The 18,362-nt window shown below is 52.9% G+C and carries 17 protein-coding genes; all 17 read left to right on the top strand.

Annotated elements, in window-relative coordinates:
- The first annotated feature begins 157 nt into the window (after positions 1 to 157).
- Positions 158 to 1,837 (top strand): efflux RND transporter periplasmic adaptor subunit, encoded by a 1,680-nt coding sequence (locus tag ACR9FF_RS28245; protein WP_435167184.1) that lies wholly within the window; start codon positions 158 to 160, stop codon positions 1,835 to 1,837.
- Positions 1,834 to 2,589, top strand: coding sequence for an ABC transporter ATP-binding protein (locus ACR9FF_RS28240; protein WP_435167181.1), 756 nt, complete (start codon positions 1,834 to 1,836; stop codon positions 2,587 to 2,589). The genes ACR9FF_RS28245 and ACR9FF_RS28240 overlap by 4 nt, the downstream gene beginning before the upstream one ends.
- Positions 2,531 to 3,721: an ABC transporter permease gene (locus tag ACR9FF_RS28235; protein ID WP_435167178.1), complete on the top strand. Its 1,191-nt coding sequence runs from the start codon at positions 2,531 to 2,533 to the stop codon at positions 3,719 to 3,721. The genes ACR9FF_RS28240 and ACR9FF_RS28235 overlap by 59 nt, the downstream gene beginning before the upstream one ends.
- 137 nt (positions 3,722 to 3,858) lie before the next feature.
- The gene (gene spoIID / locus ACR9FF_RS28230) at positions 3,859 to 5,010 is read left to right on the top strand and encodes a stage II sporulation protein D (protein WP_435167175.1); all 1,152 of its coding nucleotides are present in this window, start codon (positions 3,859 to 3,861) and stop codon (positions 5,008 to 5,010) included.
- An 82-nt stretch (positions 5,011 to 5,092) separates the two neighbouring features.
- A complete protein-coding gene (locus ACR9FF_RS28225; RefSeq protein ID WP_435167172.1) occupies positions 5,093 to 5,845 on the top strand; it encodes a peptidoglycan DD-metalloendopeptidase family protein in 753 nt (250 codons plus the stop codon).
- A 156-nt stretch (positions 5,846 to 6,001) separates the two neighbouring features.
- Positions 6,002 to 6,289: a sporulation transcriptional regulator SpoIIID gene (spoIIID, locus tag ACR9FF_RS28220; protein ID WP_015847336.1), complete on the top strand. Its 288-nt coding sequence runs from the start codon at positions 6,002 to 6,004 to the stop codon at positions 6,287 to 6,289.
- Positions 6,290 to 6,427: 138 nt separating this feature from the next.
- Positions 6,428 to 7,429: a rod shape-determining protein MreB gene (mreB, locus tag ACR9FF_RS28215; protein ID WP_127499037.1), complete on the top strand. Its 1,002-nt coding sequence runs from the start codon at positions 6,428 to 6,430 to the stop codon at positions 7,427 to 7,429.
- A 166-nt stretch (positions 7,430 to 7,595) separates the two neighbouring features.
- On the top strand, positions 7,596 to 8,462 hold the full coding sequence (locus ACR9FF_RS28210) for a flagellar hook-basal body protein (RefSeq protein WP_127499035.1): 867 nt from the start codon (positions 7,596 to 7,598) through the stop codon (positions 8,460 to 8,462).
- Between the two features lie 24 nt (positions 8,463 to 8,486).
- A complete protein-coding gene (locus tag ACR9FF_RS28205; RefSeq protein ID WP_201002420.1) occupies positions 8,487 to 9,314 on the top strand; it encodes a flagellar hook-basal body protein in 828 nt (275 codons plus the stop codon).
- Between the two features lie 13 nt (positions 9,315 to 9,327).
- A complete protein-coding gene (locus ACR9FF_RS28200; protein WP_435167167.1) occupies positions 9,328 to 9,624 on the top strand; it encodes a DNA-directed RNA polymerase subunit beta in 297 nt (98 codons plus the stop codon).
- A gap of 180 nt (positions 9,625 to 9,804) precedes the next feature.
- Positions 9,805 to 10,347, top strand: coding sequence for a CDP-alcohol phosphatidyltransferase family protein (locus ACR9FF_RS28195; protein ID WP_127499029.1), 543 nt, complete (start codon positions 9,805 to 9,807; stop codon positions 10,345 to 10,347).
- 162 nt (positions 10,348 to 10,509) lie between these two features.
- Entirely contained in the window at positions 10,510 to 10,938 is a 429-nt protein-coding gene (gene fabZ, locus ACR9FF_RS28190) for a 3-hydroxyacyl-ACP dehydratase FabZ (RefSeq protein ID WP_015847330.1), read from the top strand.
- A gap of 129 nt (positions 10,939 to 11,067) precedes the next feature.
- Entirely contained in the window at positions 11,068 to 12,780 is a 1,713-nt protein-coding gene (locus ACR9FF_RS28185; RefSeq protein WP_435167162.1) for a phospho-sugar mutase, read from the top strand.
- A gap of 64 nt (positions 12,781 to 12,844) precedes the next feature.
- Positions 12,845 to 14,947: a DUF5693 family protein gene (locus tag ACR9FF_RS28180; RefSeq protein ID WP_435167159.1), complete on the top strand. Its 2,103-nt coding sequence runs from the start codon at positions 12,845 to 12,847 to the stop codon at positions 14,945 to 14,947.
- The gene (gene csaB, locus ACR9FF_RS28175) at positions 14,911 to 16,068 is read left to right on the top strand and encodes a polysaccharide pyruvyl transferase CsaB (RefSeq protein ID WP_435167156.1); all 1,158 of its coding nucleotides are present in this window, start codon (positions 14,911 to 14,913) and stop codon (positions 16,066 to 16,068) included. Before ACR9FF_RS28180 ends, csaB begins: the two co-directional genes overlap by 37 nt.
- Positions 16,069 to 16,126: 58 nt before the next feature.
- A complete protein-coding gene (locus tag ACR9FF_RS28170; protein WP_435172233.1) occupies positions 16,127 to 16,837 on the top strand; it encodes a WecB/TagA/CpsF family glycosyltransferase in 711 nt (236 codons plus the stop codon).
- A 105-nt stretch (positions 16,838 to 16,942) separates the two neighbouring features.
- The gene (locus ACR9FF_RS28165; RefSeq protein ID WP_201002414.1) at positions 16,943 to 18,079 is read left to right on the top strand and encodes a glycosyltransferase family 4 protein; all 1,137 of its coding nucleotides are present in this window, start codon (positions 16,943 to 16,945) and stop codon (positions 18,077 to 18,079) included.
- Positions 18,080 to 18,362 lie beyond the last annotated feature (283 nt).

The following is an 18,362-nucleotide window of genomic DNA, read 5'->3' as shown; positions in this document are numbered from 1 at the left end:
AGCTTTTTTTGTGCGCAATTCCAAGAGTTTTTGCGTGTTCACGTTCACTAGCATCTGAAGCCCATAGTCCTATGCTCATAGGCTTGTTCATGCTCTGTTCATTTTCCCGTGATATATTCGTCGGTAGATATGACCGATGGAGGGTGGAGTACAGTCAATGAAGAAGTGGACATTATGGCTTGGTATCATCATTATTCTTGCTGCCGCCGGCGGAGGCGCGTATTACTACTATTACATGCGCGACGATAAGGCAACAACCGAGACGCCTCTTGCCGTTCAGGCTCGAGCGATCAAAGGCGATATTAAGACCTCGATAAGCGGTACGGGCTCGGTAGAGGCCAACTCGAGAGAGACGGTAACCGCAGGCAAGAGCGGCACGATTGCAACGCTCTCCTTCAAGGAAGGGGACAAGGTGAAGAAAGGGCAGGTGCTTGCTACTTTCGAGGACAACGATAATTATGATGATCAGATCGAGACGATCAACAAAAATATCACCAAAACGAAAGATCAGATCGCGGACAAGCAAGAGGAATATAAACAGGCAATCGGCACGGAGAATGAAGAGCAATCGACGAAATCGATCAAGGATGAGATTGACGATCTGCAGTCCACCATCGACGATTACAACGATCAGCTGCAAAAGATCTATGAGGATCAAGCGAAAGAAGTAAAGCAGGTTATCGCTCCGATTGACGGCGAGGTTACAACCAGCGATATAAGCGTTGGGGATGAGGTTCAGGCAAACACGACCATTGCGGAGATCGTAGATTACACGCATCTCGAGTTCGTTACAAGTATTGACGAGCTGGATATTTCACAGGTCAAGCTGAAGCAAACCGCTCAAATCACGCTTAGCGCAATTACGGACCATACCATTGAAGCAACGGTATCCGAAATTGCGAAGGAGGGTACATCTTCCAACGGCTCCGCATCCTACAGCGTAAGCTTGCTGCTCAATGATATTGACGGCGTTATGGTGGGCATGTCCGGCCAGGCGGATATCGTAACGGAACAAAGCACGGATGCCGTGCTTGTGCCGGTTAACGCGGTTGTTGAATTCGGCGGAAAATCCTATGTCCGCGTGCCTGGTACCGGAAGCGGAACGGGAACGGGGGCTGCGCCAACCGGCCAAGGCCAGCGCGGTCAAGGTCAAGGCCAAGGAGCGCAAGGGGCTGCGGGTAACGAAGCGGCTGCCGCCGGCGGCTGGCAAGGCGGAGGCGGACGCTTCCAAGGCCGTACCGGCGAGGCTGGTCAAGGTGGGGGCGGACGCTTCCAAGGCGGTGCCAGCGGAGGGACAACGACGGCAGACGGAGGAAAAAGCACGGGACGCAATATTGCGGCTGCGGACGGCGGCAATCAGAGCGGAACGGGAACAAAGCCGGGAGGAGCAGCGGAAGGTACCGCGCCAAACGGCAGCGGTACGACCCCGCGAGGAAATGGCCAAGGCAATGCATCGGGCGGTAATTTCCCTGGAGGCAACGGCGCTGCCGGCGGCCAAGGCGGAAGAAACGGCATGGCTAATCAGATGAGAGAGAGCATTACGCTTGGCGGGCAGCTGAAGGAAGTAACGGTGGGGATTAGCAACGAGACTTACGTGGAGATCAAATCCGGTCTTGCGGAAGGCGATACCGTATTGATTCCGGTAGCAACAGGCGCACAAGGAATGGGCTCGTCCTCGACTCAACAGCAACAGCAGTTCGGCGGCTTCGGAGGCGGCGGCTTTGGCGGCAGCTTCCCGGCAGGCGGCTTTGGCGGCGGAGGCAACTTCGGCGGCGGAGGCGGAAACGTAAGAACCTCGACACGGGCAGCAACTGGCTTCGGCGGTGGTGCGCGATGACCGGGCAAGCCGCACTCATTGAAATGAATGATATCGTCAAATATTACAAAATGGCCGGGGAAAAAATGACGGTCTTGCATAATATCTCGCTGACGGTCAACCATGGCGATTTTCTGGCCATCGTTGGCCCGTCCGGCTCGGGCAAATCCACGTTGATGAATATCATCGGCTGTCTGGACGTACCGAATGAAGGCAGCTACAAGCTTGACGGCATGGAGGTGCGCGGACAAAGCGACAACAAACTCACGGTGATGCGCAATAAGAAGATCGGATTTATTTTTCAAGGGTATCATTTGCTGCCCAGGCTGACGGCGCTTGAGAATTGCGAGCTTCCGCTCATCTACCGGGGGCTGTCTGCGAAGGAAAGACGCAGCCGGGCGATGGAAGCGCTGGAGCGCGTTGGACTTGGCGAGAGAATGGGTCACCGCCAGAATGAGCTGTCCGGCGGTCAGCAGCAGCGCGTAGCGATTGCCCGGGCACTAGCCACCAATCCGCCGCTCCTGCTGGCGGATGAGCCGACAGGCGCGCTTGATTCCAAGACAGGCATGGAAGTGCTCAGCATGATGGAGGAGCTTAATCGTGCCGGGCAGACCATTGTATTGATTACGCATGACATGGAGGTCGCTCAGCGTGCGAGCCGTACGGTAATCATCCGGGATGGGGTGCTGACGGAGCAGAAAAGGAGGGACAGCCATGAAGATTTCGCAGGGCCTCATAATGGCGGTCAAAAGCGTCTTATCGAACAAGCTTAGAACCATCCTTTCGATGCTCGGCATTCTGATTGGGGTTGCGACGGTTATTGCGCTTGTGGCAATGGGCAAGGCATCATCCAATGAAGTGGCAAGCCAGGTCTCGACGCTTGGCAGCCCGGATTCGCTCTCCGTTACGATTACCGGACGCGGTACGGTAACCTCTTTGTCCGTCGATGAGGCGCTGAAGCTAGGCGACTTGAATAACGTTAGCGGAGTTGCTCCCATTACAAGCACAACCGGCTATGCCAAATACGGCCGGACTCAAGTGTCCGTAAGCGTAGAAGGCATTACGCCGGAATATGAGGAAGTCAAAGACTTCAGCGTGCAGGACGGCCGGTACATTGCTGCTCCCGATATCAATAACAAGACAAAGGTAGCGCTTATCGGTACGCAGACCGCTCAAGATTTGTTCGAGGATGAAAGAGTGGATCCGGAGGACGCGGTAGGACGCAAGATTACGATAAACGGTTATATTTTCACGATTGTAGGCTTGCTGGAATCCAAGGGCGACTCGCTTACGGGCTCCAATGACGAGAAGATTCTCATTCCGATCTCGACGGCCCAGAAGATCTTTCAGGTTAACGGCGTAACCACGATTAATATGAAGGTAACGGACACCAAGCAAATGAGTTCGGTTGTGAGCGAGGTGGAATCAACCTTGTACGAGAAGTTCCGCGGCAACGAGAATGCTTACCGGGTTCTGAACCAGGAAGAAGCGATGAAGACGCTGAATTCCGTTAACGAAACGATGAACCGTCAGCTGATCTACGTGGCGGCCATCTCGCTTGTCGTTGGCGGTATCGGGATAATGAATATTATGCTTGTCTCCGTAACGGAGCGTACCCGAGAGATTGGCATACGGAAATCGCTAGGGGCGAAGAAGAGAGATATCTTATTCCAGTTTCTCGTGGAAGCCGTCGTGATAAGCGGTCTCGGCGGACTCCTAGGTATCCTTATCGGCAATATAGCCTCTTATATCATAGGCCAGGTCATGAAAACGCCGACCGAAGTGCCGATGAATACGATGCTTCTGTCGTTTGGCTTCTCGGCCTTCGTAGGTGTCGTATTTGGATATCTGCCAGCCAACAAGGCAGCAAGTCTACGTCCCGTAGATGCGCTGCGCCATGACTAAAACAATAGAATATACGTCGTGCTTGAACGGGAACCGCGGGTTCTATCCTATTAATCAGGCTCATAGAATAAATCCATCAAGGCCGGCTTTGAGAGAGTCCACTCTCTCAAAGCGGCTTATAGGCGGAGAGGAGATCTATGAGATACGTAATAGGCAGACCGAAACGGACGATCAGGCGTCCCGGAAGCAGATGGCTGGCCGCTATATGCTGGACGGCCTTCGGAATTGGAATAGCGATGAGTATGTCCGTATTGCTTGCGACTTCCGCATACCGGAACGCCGAATCAAGCCATACCGGACTTGATCGGTTCCAGGGGGAGAAGAGCGGCGTAACGTCTAGCAATAAGGCGTCTGCCGACGGGTTCGGGCAGGCGCCTTTGCCATCTTCATCCGAAAAGCCGACGACGGCGGCAGGCAGCAAGGAAACGTATATCACGGTTTATTTAACAAAGGAACAACGTACGGAGCGGGTTACGCTGGAGACTTACGTCAGAGGCGTGGTTGCGGGAGAGATGCCCGCCGATTTTAGTCTTGAAGCGTTAAAGGCCCAGGCGATCGCCGCTCGTACTTATATAGTGAGAAGGCTTGAACTGAATGATCGCAGCGGCATGCCGGCAACTGGCGCGGCTTCCCGTGCGGATGTCACCGATACGATTGACCATCAAATCTATATTTCGCTCGATAAGCTCAAGGAGCTGTGGCCACAGGATGAACAGGAATCCAGAATGGCGAAGTTGAACAAAGCGGTAAGCGACACGCGCGGGGAAGTAATCACTTATGAAGGCGAGCCGATTCAGGCGGTGTTTTTCTCCACAAGCAATGGGTATACGGAGAACTCGGAGCAATATTTTCAGGAGGAGCTTCCTTACCTTCGAAGCGTAGCGAGTCCTTGGGACAAGCAGCTTTCGCCCCGCTATCAGGAGACGGTGAAGCTGCGACTCTCTGATTTTTATGCGAGATTAGGGCTCGCCGGCAAGAAGAAGCCGGTTATCCGGGTATTGGATAAAACAGCCGGCAACCGGATCGCCGATATTCGGATAGACGGCAAGACTTATACCGGACGGGAAGTCCGGGAGAAGCTTGGACTGGCTTCCTCTGAGTTTACATGGAAGCTGGACGGAGACGAGATAGAGATAACGACCTTCGGCTACGGCCATGGCGTGGGCATGAGCCAGTGGGGAGCCAACGGCATGGCGGAGGAAGGAAAAAGCGCCGAACAAATCGTAACCTACTATTATACGGGTACGAAAGTCGAACAAGCTTCGAAGCTTGCAGCGAAATTTCACTAAAAGTTTCTTTTCTCAAAAAATAGTAATCCCTCACGTATAAAGCTAGTTGTTCTGGCAACAATGGCTAGTGAGGTGATATCAAATGAATGAAAATCAAAACAAAACCAAGCAAGAATCTCCTAAAAACGTAATAGGAGAAGTATCTGCCGCTAAGTCTAGCAATGGCTTTAAAAAACTGCTGTCGAAGAAATGGGTAACCCCGGCAGCGTTTATGGCAGCCGCGGCAATCATCGTAGCCTTAATGTGGATCTACCAGGGTTCGGACACCACCAAAGAAACTTCAGCTACGACTTCCGAAAACACGGAGACCGTTGCAGGCAGCGATGCTGCGAAGCCGGATGACCAAGCGCTCCAAGCGGAAAGAAAAGGCGAGAAATTGGAATGGCCGGTAGTAAACAAAGACAACCTGGATGAAGTGCTCCCTTACTATGATGTAAACGCAACAAGCGACGAGAAAGCGAAAGCCGTTATCCAAATCGGCGATAACACGCTTGCTCCTCACACCGGCTTAGACTTTGCGGATCCAAGCGACCAACCGTTTGACGTACTCGCTGCTCTCTCCGGTAAAGTAACCCGCGTTGAGAAGCATCCTACAAACGGTAACGTTGTAGAGATCAGCCACGGCGACGGTCTCGTAACGGTATACCAAAGCCTTAGCGACATCCAAGTTGCCGTAGGCGACGATGTGAAGCAAGGAACGAAAATCGCTGTAGCGGGCCGGAACGATCTCGAGAAGGATCTCGGCGTTCACCTTCACTTCAGCGTGCAGGAGAACGGCAAGTCGGTTAACCCGGCTTCCATTGTTGGCCAATCGCTCGCTCAAGAAAAAAAATAGGACGAAAGTCTCACAGGCAGGGGTGAAAACCTCTGCCTGTTTCGTTTTTTTATGAAATTTTTAGGCCAAACACGCCACTAAGGCTTGACCATAAAGAATATATACCCGTACCCCTCATATACTGTACCAAACTATCTCGAGTAGGGAGGCGGGAACGTGCATGATTACATCAAAGAACGAACCATTAAAATAGGTCGCTGCATCGTTGAAACCAAACATACGGTACGTACGATCGCTAAAGAGTTCGGCGTTTCCAAAAGTACGGTTCATAAGGATTTGACCGAGCGTTTGCCGGAAATCAACCCCGACCTGGCGGACCAGGTGAAGCACATTCTCGAGTACCACAAGTCGATCCGGCATCTGAGGGGAGGCGAAGCTACAAAGATTAAATACAAGAAGACCAGCACGAAGAAACGGGAAGTTATCGCAGCTGGCAAAAGTTAAACATTTTTCGAGTTTTTGTGCGCATAGATAAGAGGAATTTTGTGGTTTTTGGCGAATAATGTACATCAGTATGTCCTATGTCGTGGGAACTATTTATGGACGGGATGATTACATTATTGGTTGGAGGACTATAGCCTTATGCTCAGCAAGGATATCGGTATTGATCTGGGTACTGCAAATGTATCCATTCATGTGAAAGGGAAGGGCGTTGTTCTCGACGAGCCTTCGGTAGTCGCGATTGAAAGCGATTCGAAACGGGTGCTCGCCGTTGGCGAAGAAGCGCACCGCATGGTTGGGCGTACGCCCGGCAACATCGTTGCCATCCGTCCGCTTCGCGACGGCGTTATTGCCGATTTCGAAATTACGGAAATTATGCTTAAGGCTTTTATTGACCGTGTTGAAGGCCGCAAATGGTTCAGCCGTCCGCGCATTCTGATCTGCGCTCCTACAAATATTACGTCGGTAGAGCAGAAAGCGATTCGCGAAGCGGCTGAACGGAGCGGCGCCAAGGAAGTGTTTCTGGAGGAAGAGCCAAAGGCTGCCGCTATCGGGGCTGGAATGGACATATTCCAGCCTAGCGGCAACATGGTCGTGGATATCGGCGGGGGAACGACCGACGTGGCGGTTCTGTCGATGGGCGACGTTGTGACCTCATCCTCAATCAAAATCGCGGGGGACAAGTTCGACGCGGCGATTATGAAGTACATCAAGGATAAGTACCGTCTTCTGATCGGTGAGCGGACAAGCGAGGATATCAAGATCAAGATCGGTACGGTGTACGAGGATGGACGGCATGACGAGATCGACATTCGCGGACGCGATATGGTATCCGGTCTGCCTCTGACGATTACAATTCGTTCCGCGGAAGTGCGAGAAGCCCTGTGGGATCCGGTGATGTCGATTGTGGCTGCGGCTAAAATGGTGCTGGAGCGCACACCACCCGAATTGTCCGCCGATATTATCGACCGTGGCGTCATTCTGACCGGCGGCGGCGCGCTGCTGGACGGGCTGGATGCTCTGCTTGCGGACGAGCTTAAGGTTCCCGTTCTTATTGCGGAGGACCCGATGCATTGCGTCGTGAAGGGAACGGGCATTCTTCTTGATAACTTGGACAAGCTCGGCAAAAAAAGCCGGGCCTAATTTGTGCGGGTAGGGCGCTGTGGGGGGCGTGCCAAGGCATAAATTGAGTCCAAGGTCGCAGGGAGGATCTATAACGGCGGCTCTGCGCGAAGCCGATATTATATAAGAAGAGATACGATTTTTCTAAGAGCACGGCTTCGCAAGCGGACCGGCCGGGGAGGCGCACATGTTAAGAGGTCTTTATACGGCTGCGGCGGGTATGACCGCGCAGCAGCGCAGACATGATACGATAACGAATAATATTACCAATATTAATACGCCTGGTTATAAGCAGACCTATGCGGTAACCCGTTCTTTTCCGGAGATGCTGCTGTCGCTGACGGGAGTAGACCAGAAGGAAGAGAAGCAGATTGGCAAGGTCAGCACCGGCGTGTTCGCCGAAGAAAGCCTTGCGATTCATCTGCAAGGCGACCTGATGCAGACGGGCAAATCCTCGGATTTTGCCCTTGTTTCCAATATTGACGTGCCGGGAATGGCTTTTGATGCCTCCGGCAAATACGTATCGCCGGACGGCCAAGTGACGTTCCAGCCTCAAGCCTTTTTTACGCTGCAGGACAAGAACGGGGAGATTCGCTATACGCGCGGAGGTTCCTTTACCTTGACATCGGACGGCTTCCTGGTAGCCGGTGACGGATCTAATGTGCTAGGGACGGACGGCAACCCGATTCAATTCCCTTCCGGCGTCAGCCTGGATGGCCTGACCTTGACGGCGGACCAGCGTTTCGTTGACGCAAAGACTGGGGCGGATTCGGGAAAACAGCTATTGCTGACCCGGATCGATAATCCCAATGAGCTAGCCCGCGAAGGGGACGGGAAATTCCGTCTGGCCGGCGATGCTCAGGATGTCCGTCCCGTTGCCGCGGGTGAGCGCGTTGAAGTGCGGCAGGGCTACGTAGAGCGCTCCAATGTTGACGCCGCGCAATCCTCGGTAGATTTGATGGCCGCGCTGCGCGCTTATGAAGCGAACCAGAAGGTTATCCAATTTTATGACGAAAGCTTGGATAAAGCGGTGAATCAAGTAGGCCGGGTATAGGCTCGAAGGAGGCGTAAAAAAGAATTGAACAGCTCGATGATTAATGCCAGCGTATCGATGAATGCCCTGCAGCAGAAATTGGACATGCTGGCGGATAATATTGCGAATGTGAATACGGTAGGCTATAAACGTAAAGAAGCTACCTTCGAGGATCTGCTGAACAATACAAGGAAGCAGCCGGATGCGTTCAATCAGCCCGGAAGATTGACTTCCCTGAACTTCAACCAAGGCTGGGGCTCGAGGCTTGCAATGATTCAGCCGAATTTGCAGCAAGGGACGATCAAAACGACGGAAAAGGATACCGATCTTGCGATTGAAGGCGACGCATTGTTCGAGGTTGCCGTTAACGCAAACGGAGACCGCGCTTATACCCGCAATGGCGCGCTGCAGTTGACGGTTGCGGCAAACGGTGATACGATTTTGGCAACGCCGGAAGGCTATCCGGTTGTTGCGAATACGCCGGCAGGCGAGGGACCTCTGGTCGTGCCAAGCGGATATCAGCTTCGGGTTAATCCGGACGGTACGGCGGAGGGCGTGGCTACTGACGGAAGCACGATTGAGCTCGGCTCCATCAAGCTTGTTCAAGCAACCCGTCCCGCAGCCTTAACGCTGGTAGCGGATAATTTGTATGAAATAGCCGACGGCATTAACGTGGCAGACGTGCTGCAGAACGTAACGCCAAGCGGCGAGAATGGCATAGCGCTTCGTCAGGGCGCCCTGGAGCAATCGAATGTTAATCTGGGTGACGAGATGACGGAGCTTATTAATGTGCAGCGTGCTTACCAAATGGCCGCAAGAGCTTTAACGTCCAGCGACACCATGATGGGGTTAGCCAACAGCCTGCGCAAATAGATAGGGTGAGAGTATGACGGATGAACGGGCGGTTCTGACGCGGAGCGCGCCGAAAAATCAGGAAAAGCCGCCAGTCGAGGAAAGAAGCAACACGGTGGGCGGCGACCATTCCGAGAAAAAGCAGCGTTCCACAGGTGCGCGGATCACATTTTGGGTTTTGCGCAAAAGCATTGTGCCGGTCATCATGGTTATTATGCTCATCACCGGTCTGTATGTCGGGTATGCGGTTGTAGGCAAGCAGCCAGGCAGCGATGTATTCCATTGGGAAACCTGGCAGCATATGTATGATTTGGTTTTCTCCGATACGTAGAACATGAATATTTATTAATGAAGGGCTGTTTCCGGAAGTCATTATGTTATGGTGACTGGGGAGCAGCTTTTTTTGGTTTCCCGCGGACGGTGGGTGCTGTTTTCATTTTCATATGGTAGTTGTATAATGATTGGGAACCTTGTATGGAAGAAACGGATAAAGGTAGAGGGGCGTGCGCGTTTGAATCTGCCGAATTTTTTAACGTCGCTGCGTTTTGCAATGATCCCCGTCTATGTCGCGATTTTCGCGCAGGGACACATGATTTACGCCTTTCTGGTTGTCGTGGCAGCAGGCCTCACGGATATACTTGACGGGTATATTGCCCGGCGCACAGGGCAGGTAACGACAGTCGGCCAAATGCTCGATCCGCTCGCAGACAAGCTAATGTTCATTTCCGTCATTTTATCGCTACTCCTTGCCGGCCACATCTCGTGGGCAGCGGCTGCAGCGATCTTTTTGCGCGATTTGGGAATGATAGCCGGAGGCATGGTGTTTCACTTTAAAGGGAAAAAGACCGTGCCGGCGAATTGGATGGGCAAATTGACAACGGTGCTGTTTTATATCGGCATCATGTTTGTATTTCTGGAAGCACCGTTTGCCGATTCGTACTTGTGGGCAGTTATTGCCTTCTCGTTCCTTACGGCGATTGTGTACATTATTTTGTTCCAGGCGCTGAACAAGCCGGGCTCCGGACAAAACAAAACCATTGGGCCGGGGCAATAGGCAGTAGGCACACAAAGAGGCTTGGCCCGTGGATTATCGATATCCGCCAGCCAAGCCCCCTTATCTTAACCTTCACAACCTGCAGTTTGATGAAGGGTACTACTAGTTTTCGTATTGTAAACGTATTTTATACCTGTTAACCCGTGAAAGGAGCGAATATTCATGCTCGATATCAATCAAATCCAAGAAATTATTCCGCACCGCCCGCCATTTCTGCTCGTGGACCGCATTACGGAGGTAGAACCGGGCGTCCGAGCCGTAGGCATCAAAAACGTAACGATGAACGAACCTCACTTTGTTGGGCACTTTCCCGGATATCCGGTTATGCCTGGCGTACTGATCGTTGAGGCGCTCGCGCAAGTGGGTTCCGTTGCCATGCTGATGGTTGAAGCGAACCGCGGCAAGCTTGGCTTCTTCGCAGGCATCGACGGCTTCCGTTTCCGCGGTCAAGTAAAGCCGGGCGACACGCTTGAGCTGGAAGTGGAAATTACCCGTCTTAAAGGGCCAATCGGCAAAGGGAAAGCGACAGCAAAGGTTGACGGCCAGGTGGTTGCGGAAGGCGAGCTTATGTTTGCCTTGTCGGAACGCTAAGACTTTTTAGAATTTGTAAGTTGGCAAAAACTTACCTCTAAGCGCGGTCGCTCATCATCGAATGGCTTCGATAGAGGTTTTCTCATAAAGCAAATCATCTTTTTATAAAAAAAGGAGTGAAGCTGTTTAATGAATCAAAATGAAAAAGCAATTGAACGTTACCAAGCTTGGTTGAATGATGCGCTTATCGATGAGGCTACAAAGGAAGAGCTTCGCAGCATTGATGGACAAGAGAAGGAAATTACCGACCGTTTCTACCGCGATCTTGAATTTGGGACAGGCGGTCTTCGCGGCGTTATGGGCGCAGGCACAAACCGTCTGAATGCTTATACCGTAGGCAAAGCTACGCAAGGTCTCGCGAACTGGATCCTCTCCCGAGTAGAGGGACAGCCATCCGCGGTAATCGCTCACGACTCGCGTAACAACTCGCCAGAGTTTGCGCTTGACTCCGCGCTGGTGCTTGCCGCAAACGGCGTGAAAACCTATCTGTTCCCTTCGCTGCGCCCGACGCCTCAGCTTTCTTACGCGGTACGCGCGCTTGGCTGCTCGACGGGTATCGTGATTACGGCTAGCCACAACCCGCCGGAATATAACGGTTATAAAGCTTACGGCGCGGACGGCTGCCAGCTGATCCCTGAAGACGCAGAGCAAGTTATTGCTTCGATCGGCCAGGTAACCGGTTTTGATCAAGTGAAAAGAATGAGCCGCGAGGACGCGGAAGCGCAAGGCCTTCTTGTATGGCTTGATGCGGAAGCAGACGAGCAATACACGAATACCGTTGTTGCGCAAAGCTTGAACAAAGAGCTGCTGCAAAGCGGTCTTGGCGAGAAATTCAAAGTGGTCTTTACGCCGCTTCATGGTTCGGGCAACCTGCCTGTCCGCGAAGTGCTGCGCAAAGCGGGCTTCAGCAATGTTCATATCGTAGCCGAGCAGGAGGCGCCTGACGGTTACTTCAGCACGGTCAAATCCCCGAATCCGGAAGAGCGCGAAGCTTTTACGCTTGCGATGAAGCTTGCTCAAGAGATTAATGCCGACATTATTATGGGTACGGACCCTGATGCAGACCGCATGGGTGCGGTTGTTAAAAACAACAATGGCGAATATGTCGTCCTGACAGGCAATCAGTCGGGCGCTCTGATGATCGAATATGTGCTCAGTCAATTGAAGGAGCGCGGCCAGCTGCCGGCTAACGGAATCGTGATCAAAACGATCGTTACCAGCGAGATGGGGGCCGATATCGCTCGTTCCTATGGCGCAGCCGTAGAGAATACATTGACTGGCTTCAAATATATTGGCGAGAAAATGACGGCTTACGAGCAAACGGGAGAGCATACTTTCCTGTTCGGCTATGAAGAAAGCTACGGTTATTTGACTGGCGATTATGCCCGCGACAAAGATGCGGTTGTCGCTTCGTTATTGATTTGCGAAGCGGCGGCATACTATAGCAGTCAAGGAAAAACGTTGTACGACGTTCTTCTTGAGCTGTATGCGAAGCATGGCTTCTATCTCGAAGGTCTTGAGTCGCGTACGCTGAAGGGTCTTGACGGCGTGCAGCAGATTGCCGGCATTATGAATGACTGGCGCAACAATCCGCCTGCCGAGATCAACGGCGTGAAGGTGGAGAAGGTGCTTGATTACCTTGGCGGACTTGACGGACTTCGTCCGGAGAACGTACTGAAATACATGCTCGCCGACGGATCGTGGTTCTGCCTGCGTCCATCCGGTACGGAGCCTAAGATTAAAGTGTATTTCGCTGTTCGCGGGGAGTCCACGGAGCATGCAGCCGAGCTGCTTGGAAAACTCCGCGGAGCCGTCATGGAACGCGTAGACAACAAAGCTTAATCCGCCGAGGCGGGTTATTGTCAGATAGGGATTACATTCGCAAGAGATTGAACGGAGGATTATTGTGCTTCAACGTTGGCAGCAATGGAACCGCAAAGCGATACTCTGGCTGTGGGTTATTGCAATTATTGGCGTAATCGCCGCATTGCCGATCGGTATGAATCGAATGAATATGGAAGCATCCTCGAAATCCGTGGAATACGTATTCGATTATCGCGATCTGGTTGAAATCTCGGAATACCAGACGCGGCCGCAGCAGTTTATCGACGAGCAGTTGGAGAAAATGAAAGGCGCCGGCATTACGACGATGTCCCTGTACGAAAGCTCCCTTAAGGAGCTTTCCCAGGCCGGACGCCTGAAATATTACAGCTCGAAGGATATCGCTCTTCTTCAAAGCAAGCTGGAGCCGGTAGGACAGAACTTTACTTATATTTTGTTCAGCGGTAAAGAAGAGGAAGAGAAGATTGGACCAATCATCCGTCAGGCAATGGATCATGCCGGTGCAACGTACCGTCCTTGGTCCTTTGACGGACGCAACGGACTTGTCGTTGAAATGCCGCTGCAATCCGTGCTGCTGCAGCCGATGGATTTTGACCCGATTACGCTTCAGACCCTGCACGACAAAGGTTTTCACATTCTGGCCCGGTTCTCGGACCGCGTGCTGCCTTACGATGAGGCCGCAACGGATGCGCAGCTGGCCCGTCTGAAGGAAGTCGGCGTAACCCGCGTATTGTTTGACGGTGCTACGGTGAAGGGCTTTAAGGATCAAGTCGAGCTTCACAGCCTTAATTCGTTCGCTGAATTGCTGAACAAATACGGCATGGGTATCGCAACGATCGAGAACTTGAAAAAACCTCAATCCGGCATAAATAAATTAGCATATATTACAAATTATAATATCGTACGCTTGTACTCCCTGTCGGCTGAAGATGCTATCGGCAAATCGCCGGAGGTGCTTACCGACCGCTTCCTGCTTGCCGCGAAGGACCGCAACATTCGGATGTTCTTCCTGAATGCCGGCGTGCAGACAAGCCTGGAGAAGTCGGCCGTCGTAAGCGGTCTGGATAATCTCTATATCACGATGAAGGGCAAGGACGGCCTGGTTCAGCGCATGACCGATGAAGGCTTCTCTCCGAATCTGGCTCAGCCGTTTGACGTGAAGCATCCGTCTTACATCAAGCCGCTTAAGATGGTTGTAGCCGCAGGCGCCGTTGCCCTGATCGCCCTGCTCATTAATGTCTTCATCCCAGGTACGCTGATTCCGCTTTATTTGATCGGTCTCGTTGGGGCAGCGGGCCTGTTCCAGATTAACAGTCCGCTTGCCGAGCAGGCGCTGGCTCTTGGAGCCGGCATCAGTGCTCCTACCCTTGCGCTTGTCTGGGTCATGAATCGCGTCTATTCCCGTACCGAGGGCAGCCTCCGCACGGTGGGCGGAGCCGCCTGGAATGGACGAGCCGGCGCTCCTGGCGAAGGCAAATGGGTATTCGAAGGCTTGACGGTAGGTCGCCGCCTTGGCCTTGCGGTGATCTGGTTTATCGTAACCGCACTGATTTCGCTGATGGCGGTGCCTTTTGTCTTTGGTCTTCTGAACAATATTACGTATAGCATGGTGCTGCAGCAATTCCGCGGCGTCAGCCTGCTTCATTTGGCGCCTATCGGCTTAACGGCGATTTACGTGCTGCTCTATACCGGCAATTCTCCGGTACGCCGTATCCGCAAATTCGCCAATATGCCGATTACGGTGTTTATGGTAGTGGCCTTTGTGGTAATTGCCGTAGTAGGTATGTACTACCTGTCTCGGACAGGCAACGAAGGTTCGGCTTCTTCGCTGGAGCTGACATTCCGCAACTGGCTGGAGCAGACGTTTGGCGTTCGTCCGCGAAGCAAGGAATTCCTGCTCGCGCATCCGCTGCTTCTGGCGGGTCTGTTCCTTGCGCTTCGCTACCGCGCAGCGTGGGTGTTCATTATTGTAGGCTCGATCGGACAGCTGTCGATGGTCGATACGTTCGCTCACATTCATACGCCGCTGTACATTTCGATTATCCGCGTATTCCTCGGTCTTGGCCTTGGCGCGATTATCGGCCTGATCTTGATCGGCGTGTGGCAAGTGGTGGAAGGGGTATGGCGTAAATGGTCACCGGGACTGATAAAAAAAATTACCGAATAGTGATTTCCGGCTACTACGGCTTTCGCAACAGCGGCGACGAAGCGGTACTCCGCTCGATCCTGCTTGCGTTAGCCGAGCAGGGCGAAGCTAACGGTGTTCGAATTCAGCCGGTCGTGCTGTCGGCCGACCCGGCTTGGACAAGCCGCATGTACGGCGTGGAAGCCGTCCGGAGGATGCATCCGAAGGACGTGCTGAACGCGCTCCGCGCAAGCGACGGGCTGATCAGCGGCGGCGGAAGCCTGCTGCAGGACGCCACAAGCGCAAAGACGATTCCGTATTACACCGGAATCATCAAGCTTGCCCAGTGGCTTGGCAAGCCGACGTTTATTTATTCGCAAGGGATCGGGCCGGTGAACCGCCGCTGGATGGATCCGCTCATCCGCTCAAGCATGCGGAAGAGCGCGTATGTGTCCGTGCGGGACGCCGAATCCGCTGAGCTATTGAAGCGGATTGGCGTTGCGGCTGGCCGGATCGAGGTTGTACCCGATCCGGTAATGGGGCTGCCGCTGCCGGCTGGCGCGGCAGCGGGGCGGGCAGCAGCCGCTGCAGGCGAAGCCGCGGCTGTGCCCGTGCTGGGCGTGTCCTTGCGGCATTGGCGCAAGGACGGCGCCGATCTTGGCCGCGCGGCAGACGCGCTGGCCGAGCTTGCCAGCCGCCGCCCGGTGCGGCTGCGGTTCCTTCCGTTCCATACCCCCGACGATGCGGAAGCATCGAAGGTGGTCATGGAACGGCTCAGCGGCAGGCTGGCCGGCGGAAGCTCGGCTGAGCTGGCCGCCCCTGGCGACGATCCCCAGCAAATGCTGCTGGAGGTAAGCCGCTGCGATGCGCTGTTCGGCATGCGCCTTCACGCGCTCATCTACGCGGCGAACCAGATGGTTCCGATGCTTGGCTTATCGTATGATCCGAAGATCGATCAGTTCCTTCACCGTCTCGGTCTAACGCCGGTTGGCACGACCGAACAGCTTGATCCAATCGTTTTCGCGGACAGTGCCCAGCGGCTGCTGGACGACGCAAACGGCTGGAAAGAGGAGCATCGCGAAGCGATCGAACGATTAAGACAACAATCGCAGCAGCCAGCGCAACAAATTGCGCAGTTATTGCGTCATACCATATCGAGGTGATTTTCACTTGTCGAAACAAGTTCCAACGGTGCCGATTTACGGAATTCCATTCTCCAAGATGAGCATGGACGAGACGGTCAAATATCTAACAGAAGCAATTGAACACAAGCGCCAGACGCATGTCATTACGGCTAATCCGATTATGGTAATGTCGGCTGTCGAAAGCCAGGATTACTACAAGATGATGAGAAAAGCCGAGCTTATCGTACCGGACGGTGCGGGAGTCGTATGGGCGGCCAATTATGTGGGAACCCCGGTGACAGAACGCGTAACGGGCTTTGACCTGTTGCATCGTCTTATGCAAGAGGGCGAAAAACGGAAATGGACAGCTTATTTGCTTGGCACATCGACGGAAATTATTGAAGCGGCGGCCGAGAAGCTGCAGCTGCAATATCCGCAGGTTCGCATCGTAGGCTGCCGCAACGGCTACTTTGGTCCTGAACAGGACGCGGAAGTAATCGAAGCGGTTCGGCAGGCAGCACCGGATTTACTGTTTGTGGCACGGGGCGCGGATACGCAGGAGCCTTGGATTGCCAAATATAAGAAGCAGCTTGGAGTCCCGCTTATTATGGGAGTTGGAGGAAGCTTCGATATTATTGCAGGCAAGCTGAAAAGAGCGCCAATGCTATTCCAGAAGCTGCGTTTGGAGTGGTTTTACCGGTTATTACAGGAGCCGAAAAGGCTGCCAAGAATGATGGTATTGCCGAAATTCGTCGTGAAAGTGGTTCGCGATAAAGAAAACGTCAAGAAACCACGCCCTACTACGTAATAACCTCCCAAAACCGTTGAAAATACGTGAAAACGGGATTTGGAGTTTCTTCTTCTGTCGGAGTATAATTCACTTCGGTAGAAAGAAAAAGGGGAGCTGCACAATATGCCAGCAGGCTTACTGTACACACTAGGATTTATCATATCTCTAATAATAGCTCTAGTTATGACACCGCTAGTTAAAAAATTCGCTTTCAAGGTTGGAGCGATCGATAAACCGAATCACCGCAAAGTACATACGCGGATTATGCCCCGTATGGGTGGTCTCGGGATCTATCTTGCTTTCGCAGTCGGATTTCTCATTCTGATGCCGTTCATTCCGGACGGATTGCTGAACCATGAGGGAGAGAATCTGATCCGCGCCGTTCTGGTTGGCGGTACGATGATTATCCTCATTGGCGCGTTTGACGACCGCTTCGAGCTGTCGGCCAAGGTGAAGCTGGTAGCGCAAATCGCTGCGGCTTGCGTCGTGGTATTCGGCTTTGGAGTGAAGATCGACCTGCTGAACGTGCCGTTTGGCGCAACGATGCAGCCGATTGAAGCCTGGATATCCATTCCGATCACGATTTTCTGGATCGTGGGCGTAACGAACGCGATCAATCTGATCGATGGTCTGGACGGGCTGGCAGGCGGCGTATCCGCTATTGCGATCGGTACCATCCTTGTGATGGCGATCATCATGGGAAATGTGCCGATTATCTTGCTCAGCGTTCTGCTCTTGGGTGGTATCGTTGGATTCCTGTACTTCAACTTCCATCCGGCCAAAATCTTTATGGGTGACTCCGGTTCCTTGTTCCTGGGCTTCTGCCTGGCGATGCTCTCGATGACGAGCTTCAAGCAGATTACGATCGTATCGTTCGTAACTCCGCTGCTTATCATCGGCGTACCGTTGTCCGATACATTCTTCGCGATCATCCGTCGTCTTGTGAACAAGCGCCCGATCTTTGCGCCGGACAAAGGACATCTGCATCATTGTCTGCAAGAACTTGGCTTCAGCCATCGCAAGACCGTTCTTATCATCTGGAGCGTGGCTGCGGTGTTCGGCGGATTTGCGGTTCTGCAATCAACCGTCGTGCAATCGTCCTCCGCGAACTGGATTACGTTTATCGTGATCTGTCTGGTGATCTTCAGCCTTCAGATTGGCGCGGAGCTCATCGGTATCGTAGACAAGTCGCGTCGTCCGCTTATCAACTTCTTGAACCGCATGCTTCGCTCGAAAGTCGATGCTAGAAGCTCGAAATAATTAAGCTATTCTCTCATACTGGTAAGATCAAAGGGTTGTCCAATCAGGACAGCCCTTTTTTTTCATGCCATCATTAAAATTTCTTTATCATTCCAATCTGCCAAATGAACTAACATTTTAGGGCTGGCGGACCGATAACAAAGGTACAGAACTATTCTTCAGGCGAAGAGTGTGAGGGAGGAAGGAAATCGGAACATACAGCTTTATTTACAATCGACCTCTAATTGCAATGTCAACCAGTTGGAACCGTCGATCGTTCATTTATTCATTACGCTAACAGCCA

It is taken from the genome of Paenibacillus glycanilyticus (assembly GCF_051200795.1).
GTDB classification, from domain to species: Bacteria; Bacillota; Bacilli; order Paenibacillales; family Paenibacillaceae; genus Pristimantibacillus; species Pristimantibacillus glycanilyticus.
The sequence above is the reverse complement of the archived record's forward strand: the minus strand, read 5'-3'. Positions and strand labels throughout refer to the sequence as shown.